An 18,431-nucleotide genomic window follows, 5' to 3' on the forward strand; every position below is an offset into this window, starting at 1 on the left:
AGTGTCCCGGTGCGGTGTTGTGACCAGTCTTTCAGGCCGTACGCCTCAGGGGCAGCTTGCCCAGCACCGTGCGGGCTGTTGCCACGGCGGTCCGGGCCAGGCGGTTGGCGTGGAAGACGGCGGGCCGGACCGGCATCACGAAGTCACCCACCAGCTGGACCACTTCTCCGCCGAAACCCTTTTTGAACTCGTAGCCGCCGTGGCCTTCCTCGTCCTGCCCGGAAATGCCGAACGTTCCGTAGAAGTTGTACCGCGGGTATCCCTTTTCCAGCGCGTGCAGCATCATTCCCCAGTAGAGCGACGTGGCCCCGTTGAAGTAGATGTAGTCCTGCACGGTGCCGCCGATCACGCACACCACTTCGTCCCCGTAGCAGACGAAGTGGATGGCGGCCACAGTGGCAACACCCACGGAGTCGGGGAACCGCTCGATGTCCGTCAGGCTCCGCTCGTAGCTGTCCACGAGGTCCTGGACCACCTTGAGCCGGTTCGCCTTTTTCTTGCTGCCGGTCTCTTCCACCTCACGGCGCAACTCCGCCGCGGTGGCTGATTCGGCCGCCATCCGCTCGGTGATGGATTTCCGGTAGGCCGGGATGTCGATCTTCGCCATCATGAGCTTGGTGAATTCCGGGGACGTGGTCCGGAGCAGGTGCTCGTAGTAGGCGCGCTCGCGGTAGACGAATCCCTTTTCGTCCCCGGCCTTACTCAGCGCACCGTAGAACTCGTCCAGGGTTTCCAGCGTGGCCTGTTCCAGGAAGACGCCATTTTTCTCAGCTTTCCGGATGGCCTTGCGCGTCCGGTAGCTCGTGCCCATGATGAGCTCTTCGGCGTCCGTGATTCCGGTCAGGTCCTTGATGAACATCCAGTTCACGTTGACGAAGTTCATCTCCAGTCCCTGGTGTTGGAAGCCCAGGCCGGACAGCCGTGACACCAGCGGGCGGTTGTCCTCAACCTCCGGGTGCTCTGCACCGTCCTCGTCGCGGGCGATGTACTTCAGGTTGGGGGAAATCCGCAGTTCCGCGGCTTTGCGCTCCGCAGCCCGCCGGCGGAGGAGTCCGACGACGTCCCGCACCAGTTCGAGGTCCGTGTAGTCCATCAGGGGACCCTTGGCGCATTCACACACCGTGTACCCCAGCCGCGTAGTGGTGTAGTTCAGCTTCCCGGCAGCCACCAGTTCGCCGCCGCGCCGGATGCCAAAGAGCTCCACCTGCTGGCCGCGGGCGCGCTGGAATCGGGCGAAGTCGACGGACTGGAGGAAGCTGTTTTGCGGGTGCTTGACCGCAAAGGCCTCGAACTCTGAGTCGCTGAGGATGGCAAATTCAAGATCGGTGCCGGTGGTGACTGGATTCAAGGGATTTCCTTATTCACGGTGTGCGGCTAACAGGAAAGCCGCTGGATCAGGGACGGGTATGCGGGCGCGGCCTTGTTTACAGTCCGGGGTTCAGCCTGCGGACTAAGCCTGCGCCGGGGCTGCGGTCAGTAGAACTGCTGGCCGGTCCGCGCCGTTTCAATCCGGCGGAAGACCTTTTCTGCGCCGTTGACCCAGAGGCGGTGGCGGAGCGGGGCAAGGATGTAGTCGTGGCAGCCCACAAAATCCGTGACGGTTTTGGTGAAGCTGGTCTTGAACATCCCCATGCCGTACAGGTTGTGGCTCTTGTCCTTGATCCGGGAGGCAGGCGGTGTGCCACAGAAGTCGTATTCAGTGCAGCCAAGTTCCTGCATCCGCCGGATGGCTGCCCACTGGACCAGGTGCGAATCGCCGTACTGTTTGCGGTTCTGGGTGGAACCGCCGTCCTTGTACGTTGCTTTGGCGCCGTAATTGATCACGAAGGCGCCCACGCTGGGTTTGTCGTCCTCGTAGACGAAAAAGAAGTTGCCCTGGCCGCGGCTGCAGAACTCGTCCCAGAACGCCGCGTAGTACTCGTAGCTGCGCAGGGGCATGGAGCCCTTGGCGTTCACAGTGTCCGCCATGAGGTCATAAAGCGCACGGTAGGTTGCGGGCCCGGGTTCTTCCCGCAGCACCTCGCAGCCTTCCCGTTCAGCGCGGCGGATGGCGTTGCGGGCCCGGGAGGAGATTGCTTTGAAGACTGTTTCTTCGGCGCCGGAGATGTCCAGCAGCGCGGTGGAGTCGTTGGACTGGATGTTGGGGGCCTTCACTAGGCCGGTGGCGGCCAAGTGCGCCTGGGCATCGTCGGAGTCCACGATGTCCGGTTCGATCTTGATGGTGAAGACGTTGAGTTTCCTGTCGCGGACAAAGGCTGCGCAGGCTTCCAGCGCTGCCCCGAGGTCCCCGGCAGCTGCCAGGTCAGGGCCCTTGATGAGGTACCAGAGCCGGCCCATGACCGGAAACTTTTTCTCCAGCACCAGGTTGTAGCTGGCAGAGCCAGGGCTTTCCAGGACCAGGAACCGGACTTTCCAGCCAGCGCCGTTTTTTACCGTCGCGTACGCGGCGGACTGCAGCATGTTGCCGCCGTTCGGGTTGGCCGTGACGTGCTTGTCCCAGTTTTCAATTTCCTCGGCTGTGGCAAAACGTGCGGTGAATTCTCGCAAAGGGGCCGTGTCCAATCGGGGGTTGTGCGCGGTTCTGTACTCGTGGCTGCGTGCGGACATGCAGCCTCAAGTCTAAAGCCTGGCGGCACGGCGGCTTTTCAGTCGAGCGGACTCGAGCCGCATCTCAAAGCTGGAGCCGGCCCTGTTGCCTTGACTCCAGCGAGGCTCTTGGCAAGGGTTGGGGCATGCAGCAGGTGGAACCATCCCCGCGGAAAAATCAGGAACCGCCGGGCATCAGCAGGCAGGTCCTGGTGTTGGTTGCCTTCGTGGCTGCATCGTTCCTTGTTGCGGGTCTCGGCTCGCTCGCCACCTTCAACAACGTGAGCGGCTGGTACGCCGCCGCGGACAAGGCGCCCTGGTCACCGCCGAACTGGGTGTTCGGCCCGGTCTGGACTTTTCTCTATACCGGGATGGCCGTGGCCGCCTGGCTGGTGTGGCGCAAGCAGGAACCCGGCACCCCGCGCGCCTTGGGACTATATGGCCTCCAGCTTGCCTTGAACCTTGCGTGGACGCCCGTGTTCTTCGGCCTCTACCCCGCCATCGGCGGAGCTGCCCTGTGGCTGGCTCTGGCCATCATCATTGCCCTGATCGCCGCCGTCGCGGTTACTGTGCTGGCTTTTGGCCCCGTCAGCCGCACGGCAGGCGTACTCCTCCTGCCCTACGTGTCCTGGCTGGTGTTCGCCGCAACGCTTAACTGGTGGGCCGCCCTCCACAACTGAGGGGCGGTCCACCTGTCGCTTTCAGGCCGCTCCTAACACACGGCCACGTTGACGGCGAGGCCGCCCATGGCCGTTTCCTTGTATTTGGAGCTCATGTCCTTGCCGGTCTCGCGCATGGTCACGATGACCTCATCCAGCGAGACCCGGTGGGAGCCGTCACCCCAGAGCGCCATCTTCGCGGCGTTGATGGCCTTCGCCGCGGCGATCGCGTTCCGTTCGATGCAGGGCACCTGCACCAGTCCACCGATCGGATCGCAGGTCAGCCCCAGGTTGTGCTCCATCGCGATCTCCGCCGCGTTTTCCACCTGCGCCGGAGTTCCGCCCATCACCTCGGCCAGGCCGGCAGCCGCCATGGACGACGCCGATCCCACCTCGCCCTGGCAGCCCACCTCAGCCCCGGAAATCGAGGCCTGCTCCTTGTACAGCACCCCGACGGCGCCCGCGGTGAGCAGGAACTTGACCACAACGTCGTCGCGGTCCTCCTGGGTGGCATTCTCCATCCCGGGGGCGTAATGCAGGGCGTAGTACAGCACCGCCGGGATGATCCCGGCCGCGCCGTTGGTGGGGGCGGTGACCACCCGGCCGCCGGAGGCGTTTTCCTCGTTCACCGCCAGCGCGATCAAGTTAACCCACTCCTGCCAATACTTGGGGTCCCGGTCCTTGTCTTCCTTCAGCAGGCGGTCATGCCAATCAGGCGCACGACGGCGGACCTTCAGTCCCCCGGGCAGCAGCCCTTCACGCTTCAGGGACACCTGCACGCAGTCCTCCATCACCGACCAGATGTGCAGCAGGCCCTCGCGGATGTCCTCTTCGGAGCGGGAGGCCTTCTCGTTGACCAGCATGATGTCGGCAATGGAAAGTCCTTTGGACTGGCTGCGGCCCAAAAGTTCCGCGGCGGTCCGGAACGGCAGCGGAAGTTCTTTCTTCGACTCCTCCAACTGTTGCCGTGCAGCGTCCTCCTCGCCTTCCCGGACTATGAAGCCGCCGCCCACGGAGAAGAATGTGGCGGTGTGCAGGATCTCGTCCTCGGCGTCGAAGATGGTGAAGGTCATGCCGTTGGTGTGCCGCGGCAGGATGGTCAGCGGCCGCAGCACCATGTCCTTCACCCCATACGGCAGGGGCACCTCACCGGCCAGCTTCAGGATTCCGGTTTCGGCAATGGCCGCGAGCCGTTCCTCCACCTCGTCGGGCAGGATCAGCTCCGGGTGGAAGCCCTCCAGTCCCAGCAGGATCGCGGTCATGGTGCCGTGCCCGTGGCCGGTCGCCGCGAGGGAACCATAGAGGTCCACCCGCAGCGATGCCACACGGTCCAGCGCTCCGGAGGACTTCAGCTCCTCGGCGAAGACGGCGGCAGCGCGCATCGGCCCTACGGTGTGCGAACTCGAAGGCCCGATCCCGATGGAGAAGAGATCAAAGACACCAACAGCCATGTGCGTAAATCCTTAATAGAGGTTTGGTGCTGCTTGACGGGGATTACAGGTCCCCGCCATTTTTGGACGCGTACTCCTGCGCGGACAGCAGGGGTCCTTCGGACTCGGCAGCTACCTTGAAGAGCCAGCCGGCCCCATAGGGATCGTTGTTGATCAGCGCGGGATCATCCACAACTCCAGTATTGATCTCCACCACCTCACCCGTCACTGGCGAGTACAAATCGGAGACCGACTTCGTGGACTCCACTTCACCACAGGTCTCCCCCGCCGTCACCGTGGCACCCACCTCGGGCAGGTCCACGTAGACGATGTCGCCGAGGGCATCCGCAGCGACAGCGGAAATCCCGATCGACACAAGGTTCCCACCCTCCCGGGCCACCCACTCGTGCTCGTCGGAGTACTGCAAGTCTGCGGCAACTTTTGCCATGTGTGTTTTTCCTTTGTTTGTTGTTTGAAAACTCTTCGTGGCCGGGTTGGGTGCGGCTGTGCGGATTCCTCCGCGTACTGGCTCGTTCCTCGCCTCTGACGTACGCTTCCGGAATCCCCACAGCCGCCAAAGCAGGTTCAGTTTTCGAGGCCAACAGTCCAGAAAAACAAACACGTCGCCAGAGTGCTGCAGGGTCCAGTCTCCAACAAGCGCAATCACGGCCAGGCAGGACGAACCCCTCAGTCTCGAGGGATTTAACCGCCCAAGATGATGTGTCCGTCCGCCCGGACGCAACCCGCAGCCCAACGACTCATCCACCGAGATTAGTCGTCGCCTGCCCTGAGGTTTCGACAAGCTCAACCACCGGGACGGTGACCTGACCACGAGGGCACGGCGGAGCCGGGCTTTTCGAAAGCGTGCGTCAAAGCGAGGAACGAGCAGCACGCGTGAAAAGTCCGGTCCGGTGCGCCCGGACGCAACCCGCAGCCCACGGAATCGGTGACCTGCCGCACCCGACGGGCCAATGGTGACCACAGCCAGGCACCCAAGTAAGCACGCGTGAAAAGTCCGGTCCGGCGGGACCGGACTCAACCACGGACCGGAGAACTACTTGGAGCGCTTGTAGAACGGGAGGTCGACGACTTCGAAGGGCTCTGCCTTGCCGCGCAGATCGATGTGCAGTGGCGTGCCGGGCTGGGTGAACCCGACGTCGACGTATGCCATGGCGATGGGGTAGCCGAGGGTGGGCGAGGGCTGGCCGGAGGTGACTTCGCCGACGACGTTGCCGTCCTTGAGGACCGGGTAGTGGGCGCGGCCGGCCCGGCGCCCCAATCCCTTGAGCCCGACGAGCCTGCGCCCGGCAGTGGAACCGGCGCCCGCTTCCTTCTTGGCTGCCAGGGCGGCCTTGCCCACGAAGTCACCTTCCTTGGACAACGCGACGACGGGCCCCAGGCCTGCTGCGAACGGGTCGCCCTGCAGCGACAGCTCGTTGCCGTAGAGGGGCATTCCCGCTTCGAGCCGGAGGGAGTCGCGGGAGGCCAGGCCCGCGGGCGTCAGCTCGCCGTCGTCGGCGATGGCGACGAGCGCCTGCCAAAGCCCGGGGGCGTCGTCGTTGGACACAAAGATCTCGAAACCGTCCTCGCCGGTGTAGCCGGTCCGGGCGAGCAGCAGGTCCAGTCCTGCGCCGCCCACCAGGAACGGGACTTCGACGGCGGCGTAGTACTTCAGGTCCGTCACGAGGCTGTGCTGCGCGGCAGGGACCAGGCGGAGCAGCAGTTCCTGCGCCTTGGAGCCCTGCACAGCGATCAGGGAAGTGGCATCGGAAGCGTCGTCCACCTGCACGTCGAACCCGGCAGCCCGCTTGGCCAGTTCAGCGGCCACCACCGCGGCGTTGCCGGCGTTGGGGACCACCAGGAAGACATCGGTGCCGTCAGCAGCCGGTGGCCGCCGGTAGGTGATGAGGTCGTCGATGATGCCGCCGTCCTCGTTGCAGATCAAAGAGTATTTGGCTTTGCCCACGGGCATCGCGGAAATTTTTCCCACCAGGGCGTAGTCCAGGAAGGCGCCGGCGTCCGGCCCGCTGACCCATACCTCGCCCATGTGGGAGAGGTCGAACAGCCCGGCGCTCTTGCGGACGGCGTGGTGCTCGGCGAGCTCGGAGCTGTACTTCAGGGGCATCTGCCAGCCGCCGAAGTCGGTAAAGGAGGCACCGAGCTTCTTGTGCTCCTCATAGAGGGCCGTGTACTTCTCACTCATGTGCTCAGCCTTCCAAGCCGGTGGTTGAGCTTGTCGAATCCTCGAACTCGGACAGCGGCGGGCAGGAGCAGACCAGGTTGCGGTCGCCAGCCGCACCATCGATGCGGCCTACCGGCGGGAAGTACTTGTCCTGCTTAAGCGACTTCACCGGGAACACCGCCTGTTCGCGCGGGTAGGCGCGGTCCCAGTCGCTGCTGATGGCGGCGGCCGCCGTGTGCGGGGCGTTGCGCAGCGGGCTGTCCTCCACGGAGAACTCGCCGTTCGCCACCTGGTCGATTTCGGCGCGGATGGAGATCATCGCCTCAATGAAGCGGTCAATCTCGCCAAGATCCTCGGATTCCGTGGGCTCCACCATGAGGGTGCCCGCCACGGGGAACGCCAGGGTGGGAGCGTGGAAGCCGTAGTCGATGAGGCGCTTGGCCACGTCCTCCGCGGTGACGCCGGTCTTGGCGGTCAGCTCGCGCAGGTCCAGGATGCACTCGTGGGCTACCAGTCCCCCTTCACCGGTGTACAGGACGGGGAAGAAGTCATTCAGCCGGGCGGCGACGTAGTTTGCTGCCAGCAGCGCGGACTTGGTGGCTTCGGTGAGCCCCTGTCCGCCCATCAGCTTCACGTAGGCCCAGGAGATGGGCAGCACGCCCGCGGAGCCGTACTTGGACGCGGAGATCGGCACGTCGTTTCCTTCGGTCCACGTGGCCGCGTTGCCGGGCATAAACGGTGCGAGGTGTGCCTTGGCAGCAACCGGTCCGACGCCGGGTCCGCCGCCGCCGTGCGGGATGCAGAAGGTCTTGTGCAGGTTAAGGTGCGAGACGTCGCCGCCGAACTTGCCCGGCTGCGCCAGCCCCACCAGGGCGTTCAGGTTGGCACCGTCGATGTACACCTGGCCGCCGGCCGCGTGGATGGCGTCGCAGACTTCGCGGACGTCGGCGTCGTACACACCGTGGGTGGACGGGTAGGTGATCATGATGCAGGACAGGGCGTCCTTGTGTGCCTCGATCTTGGCGTACAGGTCGGCGTGATCGATGGTGCCGTCGGCAGCAGTAGCGACGACAACAACCTTCATGCCCGCGAGCACAGCGGAAGCGGCGTTGGTGCCGTGGGCGGAAGCCGGGATCAGGCAGATGTTGCGCTGCTGATCACCACGGGAGTGGTGGTACCCGCGGATCGCCAACAGGCCCGCGAGCTCGCCCTGCGACCCGGCGTTCGGCTGGATGGATACCTGGTCATACCCGGTGATCTCTGTCAGCTGTGCTTCCAGGTCCGCAATGAGTTCGCGCCAGCCCTCGGTCTGGGAGTCCGGGGCGAACGGGTGGATTGAAGCGAACTCGGGCCAGGAAATGGCTTCCATCTCGGCGGTGGCGTTCAACTTCATGGTGCAGGAGCCCAGCGGGATCATGGTGCGGTCCAGCGCCAGGTCCCGGTCAGAAAGCTTCCGGATGTAGCGCAGGAGCTGGGTCTCCGAGCGGTGGGTGTTGAACACCGGGTGCTGCAGGAAGTCGGAGGAACGTTCGACGGCGGCGTCCAGGGCGAAACCGTCCGTCACCTCTGCCTGGGTGGCGCCAAAGGCGGCCAGGACGCCGTCGACGATTGCCGCCGTCGTCGTTTCATCGGTGGAGAAGCCCACCGTGTCCGCATCAATGCTGCGCAGGTTGATGCCCTTGGCTTCGGCGGCGGCGACGATGCCCGCGGCCTTCCCGGGGACGGAGACCGTCACGGTGTCGAAGAAGCTGGTGTGCAGCACGTCGAAGCCGGCGGCTTTGAGGGACGCTGCGAGAGTCTTGGCGTGGGTGTGCGCGGACCGGGCGATCGCCTTCAGGCCCTCCGGGCCGTGGTACACCGCGTACATCGAGGCAACGATCGCCAGCAGCGCCTGGGCGGTGCAGATGTTGGAGGTGGCCTTCTCACGGCGGATGTGCTGTTCGCGGGTCTGGAGGGCCAGACGGTAGGCGGGCACTCCGGCGTTGTCCTTGGAAACCCCCACCAGGCGGCCGGGCATGGAGCGTTCCAGGCCCTTCTGCACCGCCATGTAGGCGGCGTGCGGGCCGCCGTAGAACAGCGGGACGCCAAAACGCTGGGCGGAGCCGACGGCGATGTCGGCGCCCTGCTCGCCGGGAGGCGTAATGAGGGTGAGGGCCAGGAGGTCGGCGGCAACAGTCACCAGGGCTCCGCGTTCCTTCGCCTCGGCGATGACCGCGGTGTGGTCAAAGACCCGGCCGGAGGCGCCGGGCTGCTGGAGGACAACGCCGTTGACGGCGCCGTCGGGTAGTCCCTGGGCGAGGTCGGCGACCTCCACCTCGAAGCCGAGCGCCTCGGCGCGGCCCTTGACGATGGCGATAGTCTGCGGCAGGCAGTCCGCATCCAGCACCGTCTTGCCGTCCCGGGCGGCTGCGTTCTTGTTGGCCCGGCGCATCATCAGCACGGCCTCGGCGACGGCGGTGGCTTCGTCCAGCAGGGAAGCATTGGCGATCGGCAGCCCCACCAGGTCCTCGACCATGGACTGGAAATTCAGCAGTGCTTCGAGGCGGCCCTGGGATATCTCGGGCTGGTAGGGCGTGTAAGCGGTGTACCAGGCCGGGCCCTCAAGAATGTTGCGGCGGATCACCGGCGGGGTCACGGTGTCGTAGTAGCCCTGGCCGATCATCTGCACAGCGGTCTTGTTCTTCGCCGCCAGCCGCCGCAGCTCAGCGAGCGCCTCGACTTCGCTCAGGGCGCCGGCCAGTGCCAGTGCCGAATCCTGGCGGATGTCCTTGGGCACGGCGGTATCAACCAGTGCGTCCACGGTGTCGTAGCCGACGGCTTTAAGCATGGTGTCGACGTCGGCCTGGCGGCGGGCGCCGATATGCCGGTCAACGAAGGTGGCAGCCGGAGCAGTGGCGGGATTGGCGGAGGCTGGAATGGCGGAGGCCGAAATAGCAGTCACGAGGAACTCCATACATAAGGCGGCGCAGGGTACGCCACATCGATTCGGGTCCTCCCCGCTCTGTAACTGGACCTGAGAGTTTCCGCGGTCCCTGCTTGCGCCGGTCCCGCTTGCACCGTCGGTGAGCACAGCAGTCCAGGAACCGGGACGGTTTCCCGGGGCGGACAGCGTGCTGCTTTCCAGAGGTGCCTCGCCGCGGCGGTACATGGGCCTGTGAGATTCCTGGGGAGGTATTGCTCCTACGGCGCCTGCTTGTACCTTCTGGCAGAACTCTCCCGCCGCAGATCAAAGGCTATTCAATTAGGTTGTTTTTGCTGGCTGCCGGAACGGCCGGCACATGGACCAATTCTCCTACGCCGCCGTCCCCCGGGCAAATGAACGGCTAGCCCCGCAGCCGGTCGACGGCGGCCAGCAGTTCCTTCACATCCGCCTCCCGGCTTCCGGGCTTTCCGGACGGCCCGCTCTCCCACATGGCATTGAAGTACAGCCCGTCCCCCATGTAGAGGACAGCTTTTGCCATGGCCGGGCCCACATCCTTGCCGATGAGCTCCAGCCACTGGTGCTGGATCGCAGCGAAGCGGCGGCGTGCTTCCTCGTGGGCCACTTCAGCCAGGCGCGTGGCGGCGACGAAGGACCGGTCCATGGGGGTGTCGGACCAGAGCGATGACCGGATGAAATAGGCGGCCGCCCCTTCCGGTGCCGCCGCCATGGCGTCAAGGTCCTCCCCCGCCAGGCGGTCCAGCCGTTCAAGGGTGGCCGCGATCAGCGTTTCCTTGTTGGGGAAGTGGTACAGCAGCCCGCCCTTGGAGACGCCTGCCCGCTTCGCCACGGCGTCCAGGGTGGCGGCACGCTCCCCCACATCGATCAGGAGTTCTTCAAAGGCATCGAGGACTGCGTCCCGCGCCACGGGTTTTCTGGCCATGGTTCCAATCATGCATTGACGGGAACGGGTTTCTTAACTGTACCGTCCGGACGGTATAGTTAAACGATGACCGCTTCCTCCGCATCGCAGCAAAACCACACCCGCCTGAACGCCACAGCGGGTCAGGCACCTGTTTCACCCCGGAGGGCGGGGCGCGACTGGCTCGCGCTGGCGCTTCTGATGTTCCCGGTCCTCCTCGTCGCCGTCGACAACACGGCACTGACGTTCGCGCTGCCCGCGATAGCGCGGGCACTGGACACCTCCGGCGTCGAACTGCTGTGGATCGTGGATGCCTACCCGCTCGTGCTGGCCGGGCTGCTGGTTGCCATGGGCAGCCTGGGTGACCGGATCGGGCGGCGCCGGCTGCTGATCATCGGCAGCATCGGCTTCGCCGCAGTGTCAGCCGCAACGGCTTTCGCTCCCAGCGCCGGCTGGCTGATCGCAGGCCGCGCCGCACTGGGGTTCTTCGGAGCCATGCTGATGCCCTCCACGCTGTCCTTGATCCGGAACATCTTCCCGGACCCCAACCGCCGCCGGCTGGCCATCGCCATCTGGGCCGCCGGGTTTTCCGGCGGTGCCGCCCTGGGGCCGATCTTCGGCGGCTGGCTGGTGGAACAGTTCTGGTGGGGAGCAGTCCTCCTGGTGGCAGTGCCCATCATGCTTCCGCTGCTGGCATTTGGCCCGGCGTTTATTCCGGAGTCCCGCGACCCCAACCCGGGCAGGGTGGATGCGCCGAGCATCCTGCTTTCGCTGTTGACCATGGTGCCGGTGGTCTACGGCATCAAGGAGTACGCCACCGAAGGACCAAACCCCGCGGCCCTGGGAAGCATCGCCTTCGGGCTGGCCATGGGCGCCGCCTTTGTCCGCCGCCAACACCGGCTGGACAGCCCCTTGCTGGACATGTCGCTGTTCCGGAACCGGGTATTCAGCATGGCCATCACGGCGAACATCCTGGCCCTGTTCTCCTTCAACGGCTTTATCCTCTTCCTGGCCCAGCACCTTCAACTACTTGAAGGCATGTCCCCCTCGGCCGCAGGAGTGGCCATGATTCCGGCCCTGGTGGCCACCGTGGTGGCGGGCCTCGCGGTGGTGCCGCTGGTCCGGAAGATCCGCCCTGGCTTCGTGGTGGGCGCCGGTCTCGCCATGAGCGCTGCCGGGTACAGCCTGGTGGCATTCGGCAGCCACGAGAACGGCCCGGTGCTCCTGCTGGCAGCCCTGCTGGTCCTGGCGCTGGGAGTGGGGACGGCGGAGACCATCTCCAACGACCTCATCCTCGGAAGTGTTCCGGCGGAGAAGTCCGGAGCCGCGTCGGCCATTTCCGAAACCGGATACGAAGTTGGTGCACTGCTCGGCACGGCGGTGCTGGGCTCGATCCTCACGGCCTCCTACCAGCACAACCTGCGGCTACCGGCCGGCATCGCCGAAGCCGCCAGCGGCCAGGGCGCTGCACACGCCGGGCAGACCCTTGCCGGAGCCATGGAACTGGCGGCGGGGCTTCCCGCTCCGATGGCCGACGCCCTGCGGCAGGCTGCCGGCGCCGCCTTCGACTCAGGAGTTCATGTCACCGCGGCGATCGGGCTGGTGCTGATGGCGACGGCGGCAGTACTTGCCGCCGTCGTCCTGCGGAAGGTGCCCAAGGCCGGCTAAGGGGAAGCATGCCGGCAGGCGGACGAGACAAAAACAGCGCCCGGTGCCGGACTTTCGAAGTCCGGCACCGGGCGCCGAATGCCTAGTGGGCCGCGGTGGGCTACTTTGAGTCGGGCGCCGTAACGCTGGCTGTGGCCTTCATCGTCTCGGCGTTGACCATCCATGCGAACTGCTCGAGCTTGGCAATGAATTCGTGCAGGAGGTCGGCCGACGTGGGGTCTTCCTCGTCCACTTCGTCATGGACCTTGCGCATGGTGCCCACGGCTGCCTCCAGGGCGGCCACGATGCGCTCGATCGCATCCTTGGTGTTGATGAGCCCCTCAGGGAAGGGGGCAAGGCTGGTGGATTCCGCCACCGTGGAGCTCCGCCCGTCCGGCAGGGCGTGCAGCGCGCGCATCCGCTCGGCCGCATCGTCGGCGAACTGGCGGGCGGCGTCCACGATTTCATCCAACTGCAGGTGGAGGTCGCGGAAGTTGGTTCCCACGATGTTCCAGTGGGCCTGCTTGCCCTGGATGTGCAGTTCAATCAGGTCCACGAGCACAACCTGAAGGTTGTTGGTCAGTGTCGGTGAAGCTTTCATGCGTCCTCCTCGATTGGTCCAGTAATTCCCGACGCTATCAGCCCGCCATACCGCAGGCGGTAACCCCTGCTGCAATTTCTCAGTGAGCTTACTAACCCTGCCTTGGGTGACATAAAAGAACGTGATTCATATTTTCCCTTGCATCTGCAGCCGTCGCACCGCATACTAAATGAACGTCATTCATTTAGTGACCGTCGTCTCACTGGAGTAGCAAACATGATTGAAATTTCCTGCCTCGGCGCACCCGCTTCCCTGGCCCGGACAACGCAGTCCGCCCGGCCCGCCTTGCGCGTCGGCGTGGTCCAGCACCGGTGGCACGCGGACAATGCCGTCCTCGAAGCCGAACTGGACGAGGGCATCGGCCGGGCAGCCCGGCTGGGAGCCTCCGTGGTCTTCCTGCCCGAGCTGACGCTTTCGCGCTACCCCGCGGATACCCGCCCGCACAATGACCCTTCCGAAGGACCCACCAGGACCCGGCCCTCAGACATCGCCGAGGACCTGCTGACCGGTCCCACCTTCCGCTTCGCCGCCGAAGCTTCCCGCCGCCACGGGGTATCCGTCCACGCGTCCCTGTACCAGCGTGCGGAGAACCCGGACGGCCAGGACGACGGCCTGGGGCTGAACACCGCCATCCTGGTCTCCCCGGCCGGCGAGCTCCTGGCAAGGACGCACAAGCTCCACATCCCCGTCACCGCCGGATACTACGAGGACAAGTTCTTCCGCCAGGGACCGGCCGCCGCCGACGCCTACGAAGTCCACACTCCCGCCGAACTTGGCGGCGCGAAGCTGGGAATGCCCACCTGCTGGGACGAATGGTTCCCCGAGGTTGCCCGGCTGTACTCCCTGGGCGGGGCGGACATCGTGGTGTACCCCACCGCCATCGGCTCCGAACCGGACCACCCCGACTTCGATACCCAGCCGCTGTGGCAGCAGGTCATTGTGGGCAACGGCATCGCCAACGGCCTCTTTATGATCGCCCCGAACCGCTGGGGCAGCGAAGGCACACTGAACTTCTACGGTTCGTCCTTCATCTCCGACCCCTACGGCCGCATCCTGGCCCAAGCTCCGCGGGATGAGTCCGCTGTGCTCGTGGCGGACCTGGACCTGGACCAGCGGAAGGACTGGCTGACCCTGTTCCCGTTCCTCGCAACGCGCCGGCCGGACACCTATGGCCGCCTCACCGAGCCGGTCCGCCAGAATGAACTCCTGGGCGGCGAGCGCGGTTTCGCCGAGGTCTGCTCGTGACCGCCGCCGCGCACCTGGACGCCGCCACCTCTCCGCAGTGGCGGATGCCTGCAGAGACTGCCCGCCAGGAGCGGCTGTGGATGGCATTCCCTGCCGGCGGCTACACGCTCGGCGAGTCCACTGAGGCCGCCCATGCGGCCAGGACCACCTGGGCAGCTGTGGCGAACGCCGCCGTCGAGTTCGAGCCGGTCACCATGGTGGTGGACCCCGACGACGTCGAAAGGGCCGCAGCGTACCTGCACCCCGACGTCGAGGTGCTTGCCGCCCCGCTCAATGACGCCTGGATGCGGGACATCGGCCCCACCTTCGTCCTGGACGGTGACGGGCAGCTCGGTGCCGTGGACTGGGTATTCAACGGCTGGGGCGGCCAGGACTGGGCACGGTGGGACAAGGACGCCCTGATCGCCGGCGAGGTGGCCGGCCGGTCCGGCGCCCGCCACATCGTGTCAGCACTGGTCAATGAGGGCGGCGGCATCCAGGTGGACGGCCAGGGAACAGTGCTCGTCACGGAGACCGTGCAGCTGGATCCCGGCCGCAATCCCGGCCTCAACCGGTCCGACGTCGAGCAGGAACTGGCCCGTACCATCGGCGCCACGCATGTTGTGTGGCTGCCGCGCGGACTGACCAGGGACTCCGAGAGGTTCGGTACCCGCGGCCACGTGGACATCGTGGCCGCCATCCCCTCCCCCGGGACGCTGCTGGTCCACTCGCAGGAAAACCCGGAACACCCGGACTTCGAGGTCTCCCGGGAAATCATCGACTTCCTCCGGGGCACCACCGACGCCGCCGGGCGGCAGTGGAACATCATCGAAGTCCCAGCCCCGGAAACCCTGCGGGACCACGACGGCTTCGTGGACTACAGCTACATCAACCACGTGGTGGTCAACGGCGGCGTCATCGCCTGCAGCTTCAACGACCCCCAGGACGACAAGGCCCTGCAGATCCTCGCAGAGGCCTACCCCGGACGGCGTATTGTCGCCATCGACGCACGTGAGCTTTTTGCCCGCGGCGGGGGGATCCACTGCATCACCCAACAGCAGCCTGCTGCCTCCCAGAAAGTGGTGTTATGACAGAAACCATCCGCACCGGCGCCTCCGCCGGCGGAGCCGGACAGCCGGCAACCCCCTCCGGAGTCTCCCCTAAGGGCCTGAAGGGCGGGCAGTTGGGGCTCCTCGCCGTCGTTGTCCTGGGCATCTCCACCATCGCTCCGGCGTACACGCTCACCAGCGCACTGGGACCCACCGTCAACGAAGCCGGTCTGCAGCTGCCCGTCATCTTCCTCATCGGGTTTATCCCCATGATCCTGGTGTCACTGGCGTACCGGGAGCTCAATGCCGACTCCCCGGACAGCGGCACAACCTTCACCTGGGTGACCAAAGCCTTCGGCCCCTGGATCGGCTGGATGGGCGGCTGGGGCCTTCTGGCAGCCAACATCATTGTGCTGTCCAACCTGGCCGGGGTCGCCGTCGACTTCTTCTACCTATTCCTGTCCCAGCTCACGGGTTCCCCGGAACTGGCGGACCTGGCTGACAACAAGCCGCTGAACGTCCTCACCTGCTTTGTGTTCGTAGCCCTGGCCGTGTGGGTCAGCTACCGCGGCCTGCACACCACCAAGGTGGTGCAGTACAGCCTGGTGGGCTTCCAGCTGCTGGTCCTGGGACTGTTCGTCGCCATGGCCTTCGCCAACTGGTCCACCTCCGAAACGGCCATCCCGTTCAGCTGGGACTGGTTCGATGTCACGAAGATCGAGACGTTCGGCCAGATTGCCGCCGGCATCTCCCTGTCAATCTTCGTGTACTGGGGCTGGGACGTCTGCCTGACCGTCAACGAGGAAACGGCCAACGGCAAGAAGACCGCCGGAGTGGCCGGCACCCTGACCGCCGTCATCGTCCTGGCCATCTACCTCCTGGTCAGCATCGCCACCATGATGTTCGCCGGCGTCGGGGATACCGGCAACGGCCTGAACAACGCCGAAAACCACGAAAACATCTTCACGGCCCTGGCCTCCCCCATCATGGGTCCCTTCGCCATCCTGATGTCCCTCGCCGTGCTGTCCAGCTCCGCCGCGTCGCTGCAGTCCACGTTTATGTCGCCGTCGCGCAGCCTGCTGGCCATGGCCCACTATGAGGCATTGCCGGAGCCCTTCAGCCGGGTGAGCAGGAAGTTTGCGACGCCGGGCTACGCCACCGTTGCCGCCGGCATCCTGTCTGCGGGGTTCTATGCAGTGATGCACGTGCTCAGCGAAAACGTCCTGAACGACACCATCCTGGCGCTGGGCCTGATGATCTGCTTCTACTACGGCCTGACGGCGATCGCCTGTGCCTGGTACTTCCGCAACAGCGTCTTCAGCAGCCTCCGCAACTTCATGCTGCGGTTCCTCTGCCCTGTGCTGGGTGGCGTGGGCCTGTTCGTGGTGTTCTTCCAGACGGCTGTGGACAGCCTGGCACCGGAGTTCGGCAGTGGCTCGGAAGTGTTCGGGGTGGGCCTGGTGTTCGTCCTCGGAGTGGGCATCCTGGCCCTAGGCGCAGTGTTCATGCTGGTGATGTCCCGGCTGCGGCCCCGGTTCTTCCGCGGTGAGACCCTGAAGCAGGACACCCCGGCCCTGGTGGTCCCGGAATAGGAAAACCCAAGCGTACGCAAAAAGGTGCCGCAACCCGGATCAACGGGGTGCGGCACCTTTTTTGTTTCCATCACCAGAAGTGGGCGACGTCCACAATCAGGCGGGAACCGGAACCGGGGCCGTCCAGCGTCAGGACCCGGTAGGGCAGCCGGGCACGGACGCCCAGGCCAACGCTGGTGTAGCCTTCGAAGCTTCCGGCATAAACCACTTGCCGGAAGGTCTGGTAGCCGGACACGTTGGACAGCTCAGCCTTGGCGGCGGGAGCGTAGGTGACGTTGCCCTTCTGGTCGTACGAAGGTGCGTTCACGGTGACCTGCAGGCGTGCCCTGCCCTGCACCGGAATGGTGAAGCCCGAGCCGTCCTGGATGATCTCCGGGACGTACCGGACCGTGTAGCCCTTGACGGGGCCATTGAGGTCAACCACCATCCGGTCGAAGCAGTAATGCTGCCCGGTCCGGACGTTGGTGACGGAGGCGGTGCTCAAATCTGGCCCGGTCTTGGCCAGGGATCCCCATGCGAGACCGCAATATGAGGTGGCTGCCGAGGCGGGCCCCGGTGCCAGGATTCCCAGCCCGGCGGCCGCGAGGAGCGCCGTGAGCCAGAGGAGGAGTTTCTTCATTGTGTGTGCCATCCAGAGGGAAGTGGTGCGGTTGGATAGCTCAAGCGTAGGAGTGCCGGGAGCCCGAAACGAGGGTTGTGGCCGCTTCGGCGTGCAACCGTAAGGAACCCCGGATCCGTATCACGCCGCTGTAAATCCCGCGGGCTTTTGCCGCTCTCCTTAACCGTTCCGGTGCCGTTTCTGGACCCGGCCGTTATGCCGGATAACGGTGCCGGAACCACGAAACAGCGCCGGCCACCCAAGGGGCGGCCGGCGCTGTTTTTACGCTGTTGTGTGTCGCGGTTCTAGCCTTCGCACTCGCGGCAATACTTCATGCCGTTCTTTTCGCGGGCCACCTGGGAACGGTGACGGACCAGGAAGCACGATGAGCAGGTGAATTCGTCCGACTGCTCGGGAACAACGATGACGGTCAGTTCCTCGTTGGAAAGATCGGCGCCGGGCAGGTCGATGCCCTCGGCCGTGTCGTTTTCGTCAACGTCGATCACCGCGGTCTGGGCGTTGCCGCCGCGGGATGCCTGCAGGGCCTCCAGGGAATCGGCGGGAGACTCTTCCTCTTGCTTGCGTGGAGCATCGTAATCGGTAGCCATAGCGAGTTCACTTTCGTTGCTGCACAGCACCATTTCAGGCACCTCAGTGAAGCAGTTTAGGTCATAATGCCCTCACCCGCGCAATAGTGTGTTCAAGCAGACAATTCACGGGGTTCCGGGATGGTTTCTGAATGGGTTCGGCGGACCTGGTCCGCCCCTGCCGCCACACCACTCAGGGCCGGCAGCCACCCCCATCTCGTGGCATCGGCCATCGCATCGGCAGCCTGTCCCGGGGTGTCAAAGTAGAAGGCATCTGCAAGCCAGGCCCGGACACGGGCGGGAAATGATGTTGTCATGCCGGCGACGCTACGCAGGCATTGTTGTGGGTGCGTTTCGTCCCGGTCTCACGCACATTAATCCCCCACGCGAATACGGCGACAGGCAGTCCTCAAAAGAAGTTGTTGACCCGCCCA

General features: G+C 65.1%; 16 protein-coding genes and 2 riboswitches. Of the genes, 5 read left to right on the top strand and 11 right to left on the bottom strand.

Going from position 1 to position 18,431, the window contains the following annotated elements; translation table 11 throughout:
- Nucleotides 1–31 precede the first annotated feature (31 nt).
- Together QRN11_RS08095 and QRN11_RS08100 are read right to left on the bottom strand one after the other, a co-directional pair.
- Nucleotides 32–1,348: a peptidoglycan bridge formation glycyltransferase FemA/FemB family protein gene (locus tag QRN11_RS08095; RefSeq protein WP_285250565.1), complete on the bottom strand. Its 1,317-nt coding sequence runs from the start codon at nucleotides 1,346–1,348 to the stop codon at nucleotides 32–34.
- Nucleotides 1,349–1,473: 125 nt separating this feature from the next.
- Complete coding sequence (locus tag QRN11_RS08100) at nucleotides 1,474–2,607, bottom strand: lipid II:glycine glycyltransferase FemX (RefSeq protein ID WP_285250566.1); 1,134 nt, start codon at nucleotides 2,605–2,607, stop codon at nucleotides 1,474–1,476.
- A 125-nt stretch (nucleotides 2,608–2,732) separates the two neighbouring features.
- Between QRN11_RS08100 and QRN11_RS08105 the strand changes: the two genes are divergently transcribed.
- Nucleotides 2,733–3,266, top strand: coding sequence for a TspO/MBR family protein (locus QRN11_RS08105; RefSeq protein ID WP_285250567.1), 534 nt, complete (start codon nucleotides 2,733–2,735; stop codon nucleotides 3,264–3,266).
- Between the two features lie 32 nt (nucleotides 3,267–3,298).
- Here the strand turns inward: QRN11_RS08105 and QRN11_RS08110 are convergent, their stop codons facing one another.
- The 5 genes from QRN11_RS08110 to QRN11_RS08130 all read right to left on the bottom strand — a co-directional run bounded on the left by QRN11_RS08110 (nucleotide 3,299) and on the right by QRN11_RS08130 (nucleotide 10,720).
- Complete coding sequence (locus QRN11_RS08110; protein ID WP_285250568.1) at nucleotides 3,299–4,696, bottom strand: L-serine ammonia-lyase; 1,398 nt, start codon at nucleotides 4,694–4,696, stop codon at nucleotides 3,299–3,301.
- Nucleotides 4,697–4,739: 43 nt separating this feature from the next.
- On the bottom strand, nucleotides 4,740–5,123 hold the full coding sequence (gene gcvH / locus QRN11_RS08115; RefSeq protein WP_285250569.1) for a glycine cleavage system protein GcvH: 384 nt from the start codon (nucleotides 5,121–5,123) through the stop codon (nucleotides 4,740–4,742).
- Between the two features lie 606 nt (nucleotides 5,124–5,729).
- The gene (gene gcvT, locus QRN11_RS08120) at nucleotides 5,730–6,878 is read right to left on the bottom strand and encodes a glycine cleavage system aminomethyltransferase GcvT (RefSeq protein ID WP_285250570.1); all 1,149 of its coding nucleotides are present in this window, start codon (nucleotides 6,876–6,878) and stop codon (nucleotides 5,730–5,732) included.
- Between the two features lie 4 nt (nucleotides 6,879–6,882).
- Nucleotides 6,883–9,810, bottom strand: coding sequence for an aminomethyl-transferring glycine dehydrogenase (gene gcvP / locus QRN11_RS08125; RefSeq protein WP_285250571.1), 2,928 nt, complete (start codon nucleotides 9,808–9,810; stop codon nucleotides 6,883–6,885).
- Between the two features lie 38 nt (nucleotides 9,811–9,848).
- Nucleotides 9,849–9,986: riboswitch (glycine riboswitch) on the bottom strand.
- 1 nt (nucleotide 9,987) lies between these two features.
- A riboswitch (glycine riboswitch) is annotated at nucleotides 9,988–10,086 on the bottom strand.
- 94 nt (nucleotides 10,087–10,180) lie between these two features.
- Nucleotides 10,181–10,720, bottom strand: coding sequence for a TetR/AcrR family transcriptional regulator (locus QRN11_RS08130; RefSeq protein ID WP_091417920.1), 540 nt, complete (start codon nucleotides 10,718–10,720; stop codon nucleotides 10,181–10,183).
- A 66-nt stretch (nucleotides 10,721–10,786) separates the two neighbouring features.
- Here QRN11_RS08130 and QRN11_RS08135 point away from each other — a divergent pair, with 66 nt between their 5' ends.
- A complete protein-coding gene (locus QRN11_RS08135) occupies nucleotides 10,787–12,367 on the top strand; it encodes an MFS transporter (RefSeq protein WP_285250572.1) in 1,581 nt (526 codons plus the stop codon).
- 100 nt (nucleotides 12,368–12,467) lie between these two features.
- Here QRN11_RS08135 and QRN11_RS08140 read toward each other — a convergent pair whose 3' ends face one another.
- Nucleotides 12,468–12,947, bottom strand: a complete 480-nt coding sequence (locus QRN11_RS08140) for a Dps family protein (RefSeq protein ID WP_285250573.1) — start codon at nucleotides 12,945–12,947, stop codon at nucleotides 12,468–12,470.
- A 216-nt stretch (nucleotides 12,948–13,163) separates the two neighbouring features.
- On the opposite strand from QRN11_RS08140, the gene QRN11_RS08145 reads away from it, so the two are divergent.
- The 3 genes from QRN11_RS08145 to QRN11_RS08155 are packed head-to-tail and all read left to right on the top strand — an operon-like array spanning nucleotide 13,164 to nucleotide 16,812.
- Nucleotides 13,164–14,192 (top strand): nitrilase-related carbon-nitrogen hydrolase, encoded by a 1,029-nt coding sequence (locus QRN11_RS08145; protein WP_285250574.1) that lies wholly within the window; start codon nucleotides 13,164–13,166, stop codon nucleotides 14,190–14,192.
- 44 nt (nucleotides 14,193–14,236) lie between these two features.
- Nucleotides 14,237–15,262 (top strand): agmatine deiminase family protein, encoded by a 1,026-nt coding sequence (locus tag QRN11_RS08150; RefSeq protein ID WP_285250586.1) that lies wholly within the window; start codon nucleotides 14,237–14,239, stop codon nucleotides 15,260–15,262.
- Complete coding sequence (locus QRN11_RS08155; protein WP_285250575.1) at nucleotides 15,259–16,812, top strand: APC family permease; 1,554 nt, start codon at nucleotides 15,259–15,261, stop codon at nucleotides 16,810–16,812. Before QRN11_RS08150 ends, QRN11_RS08155 begins: the two co-directional genes overlap by 4 nt.
- A 70-nt stretch (nucleotides 16,813–16,882) precedes the next feature.
- Here the strand turns inward: QRN11_RS08155 and QRN11_RS08160 are convergent, their stop codons facing one another.
- From QRN11_RS08160 to QRN11_RS08170, 3 genes are all read right to left on the bottom strand, one after another.
- Nucleotides 16,883–17,431: an AMIN-like domain-containing (lipo)protein gene (locus QRN11_RS08160; protein ID WP_091417178.1), complete on the bottom strand. Its 549-nt coding sequence runs from the start codon at nucleotides 17,429–17,431 to the stop codon at nucleotides 16,883–16,885.
- Nucleotides 17,432–17,715: 284 nt separating this feature from the next.
- A complete protein-coding gene (locus tag QRN11_RS08165) occupies nucleotides 17,716–18,018 on the bottom strand; it encodes a DUF4193 domain-containing protein (RefSeq protein WP_050056290.1) in 303 nt (100 codons plus the stop codon).
- A 92-nt stretch (nucleotides 18,019–18,110) separates the two neighbouring features.
- Nucleotides 18,111–18,314 carry a hypothetical protein gene (locus QRN11_RS08170; protein ID WP_285250576.1) on the bottom strand — a complete coding sequence of 68 codons (204 nt, stop codon included), beginning with the start codon at nucleotides 18,312–18,314 and terminating at the stop codon, nucleotides 18,111–18,113.
- Nucleotides 18,315–18,431: the final 117 nt, after the last annotated feature.

Origin of the sequence: Pseudarthrobacter sp. fls2-241-R2A-168 (assembly GCF_030209335.1) — a bacterium.
In the GTDB taxonomy this organism is placed as follows: domain Bacteria; phylum Actinomycetota; class Actinomycetes; order Actinomycetales; family Micrococcaceae; genus Arthrobacter.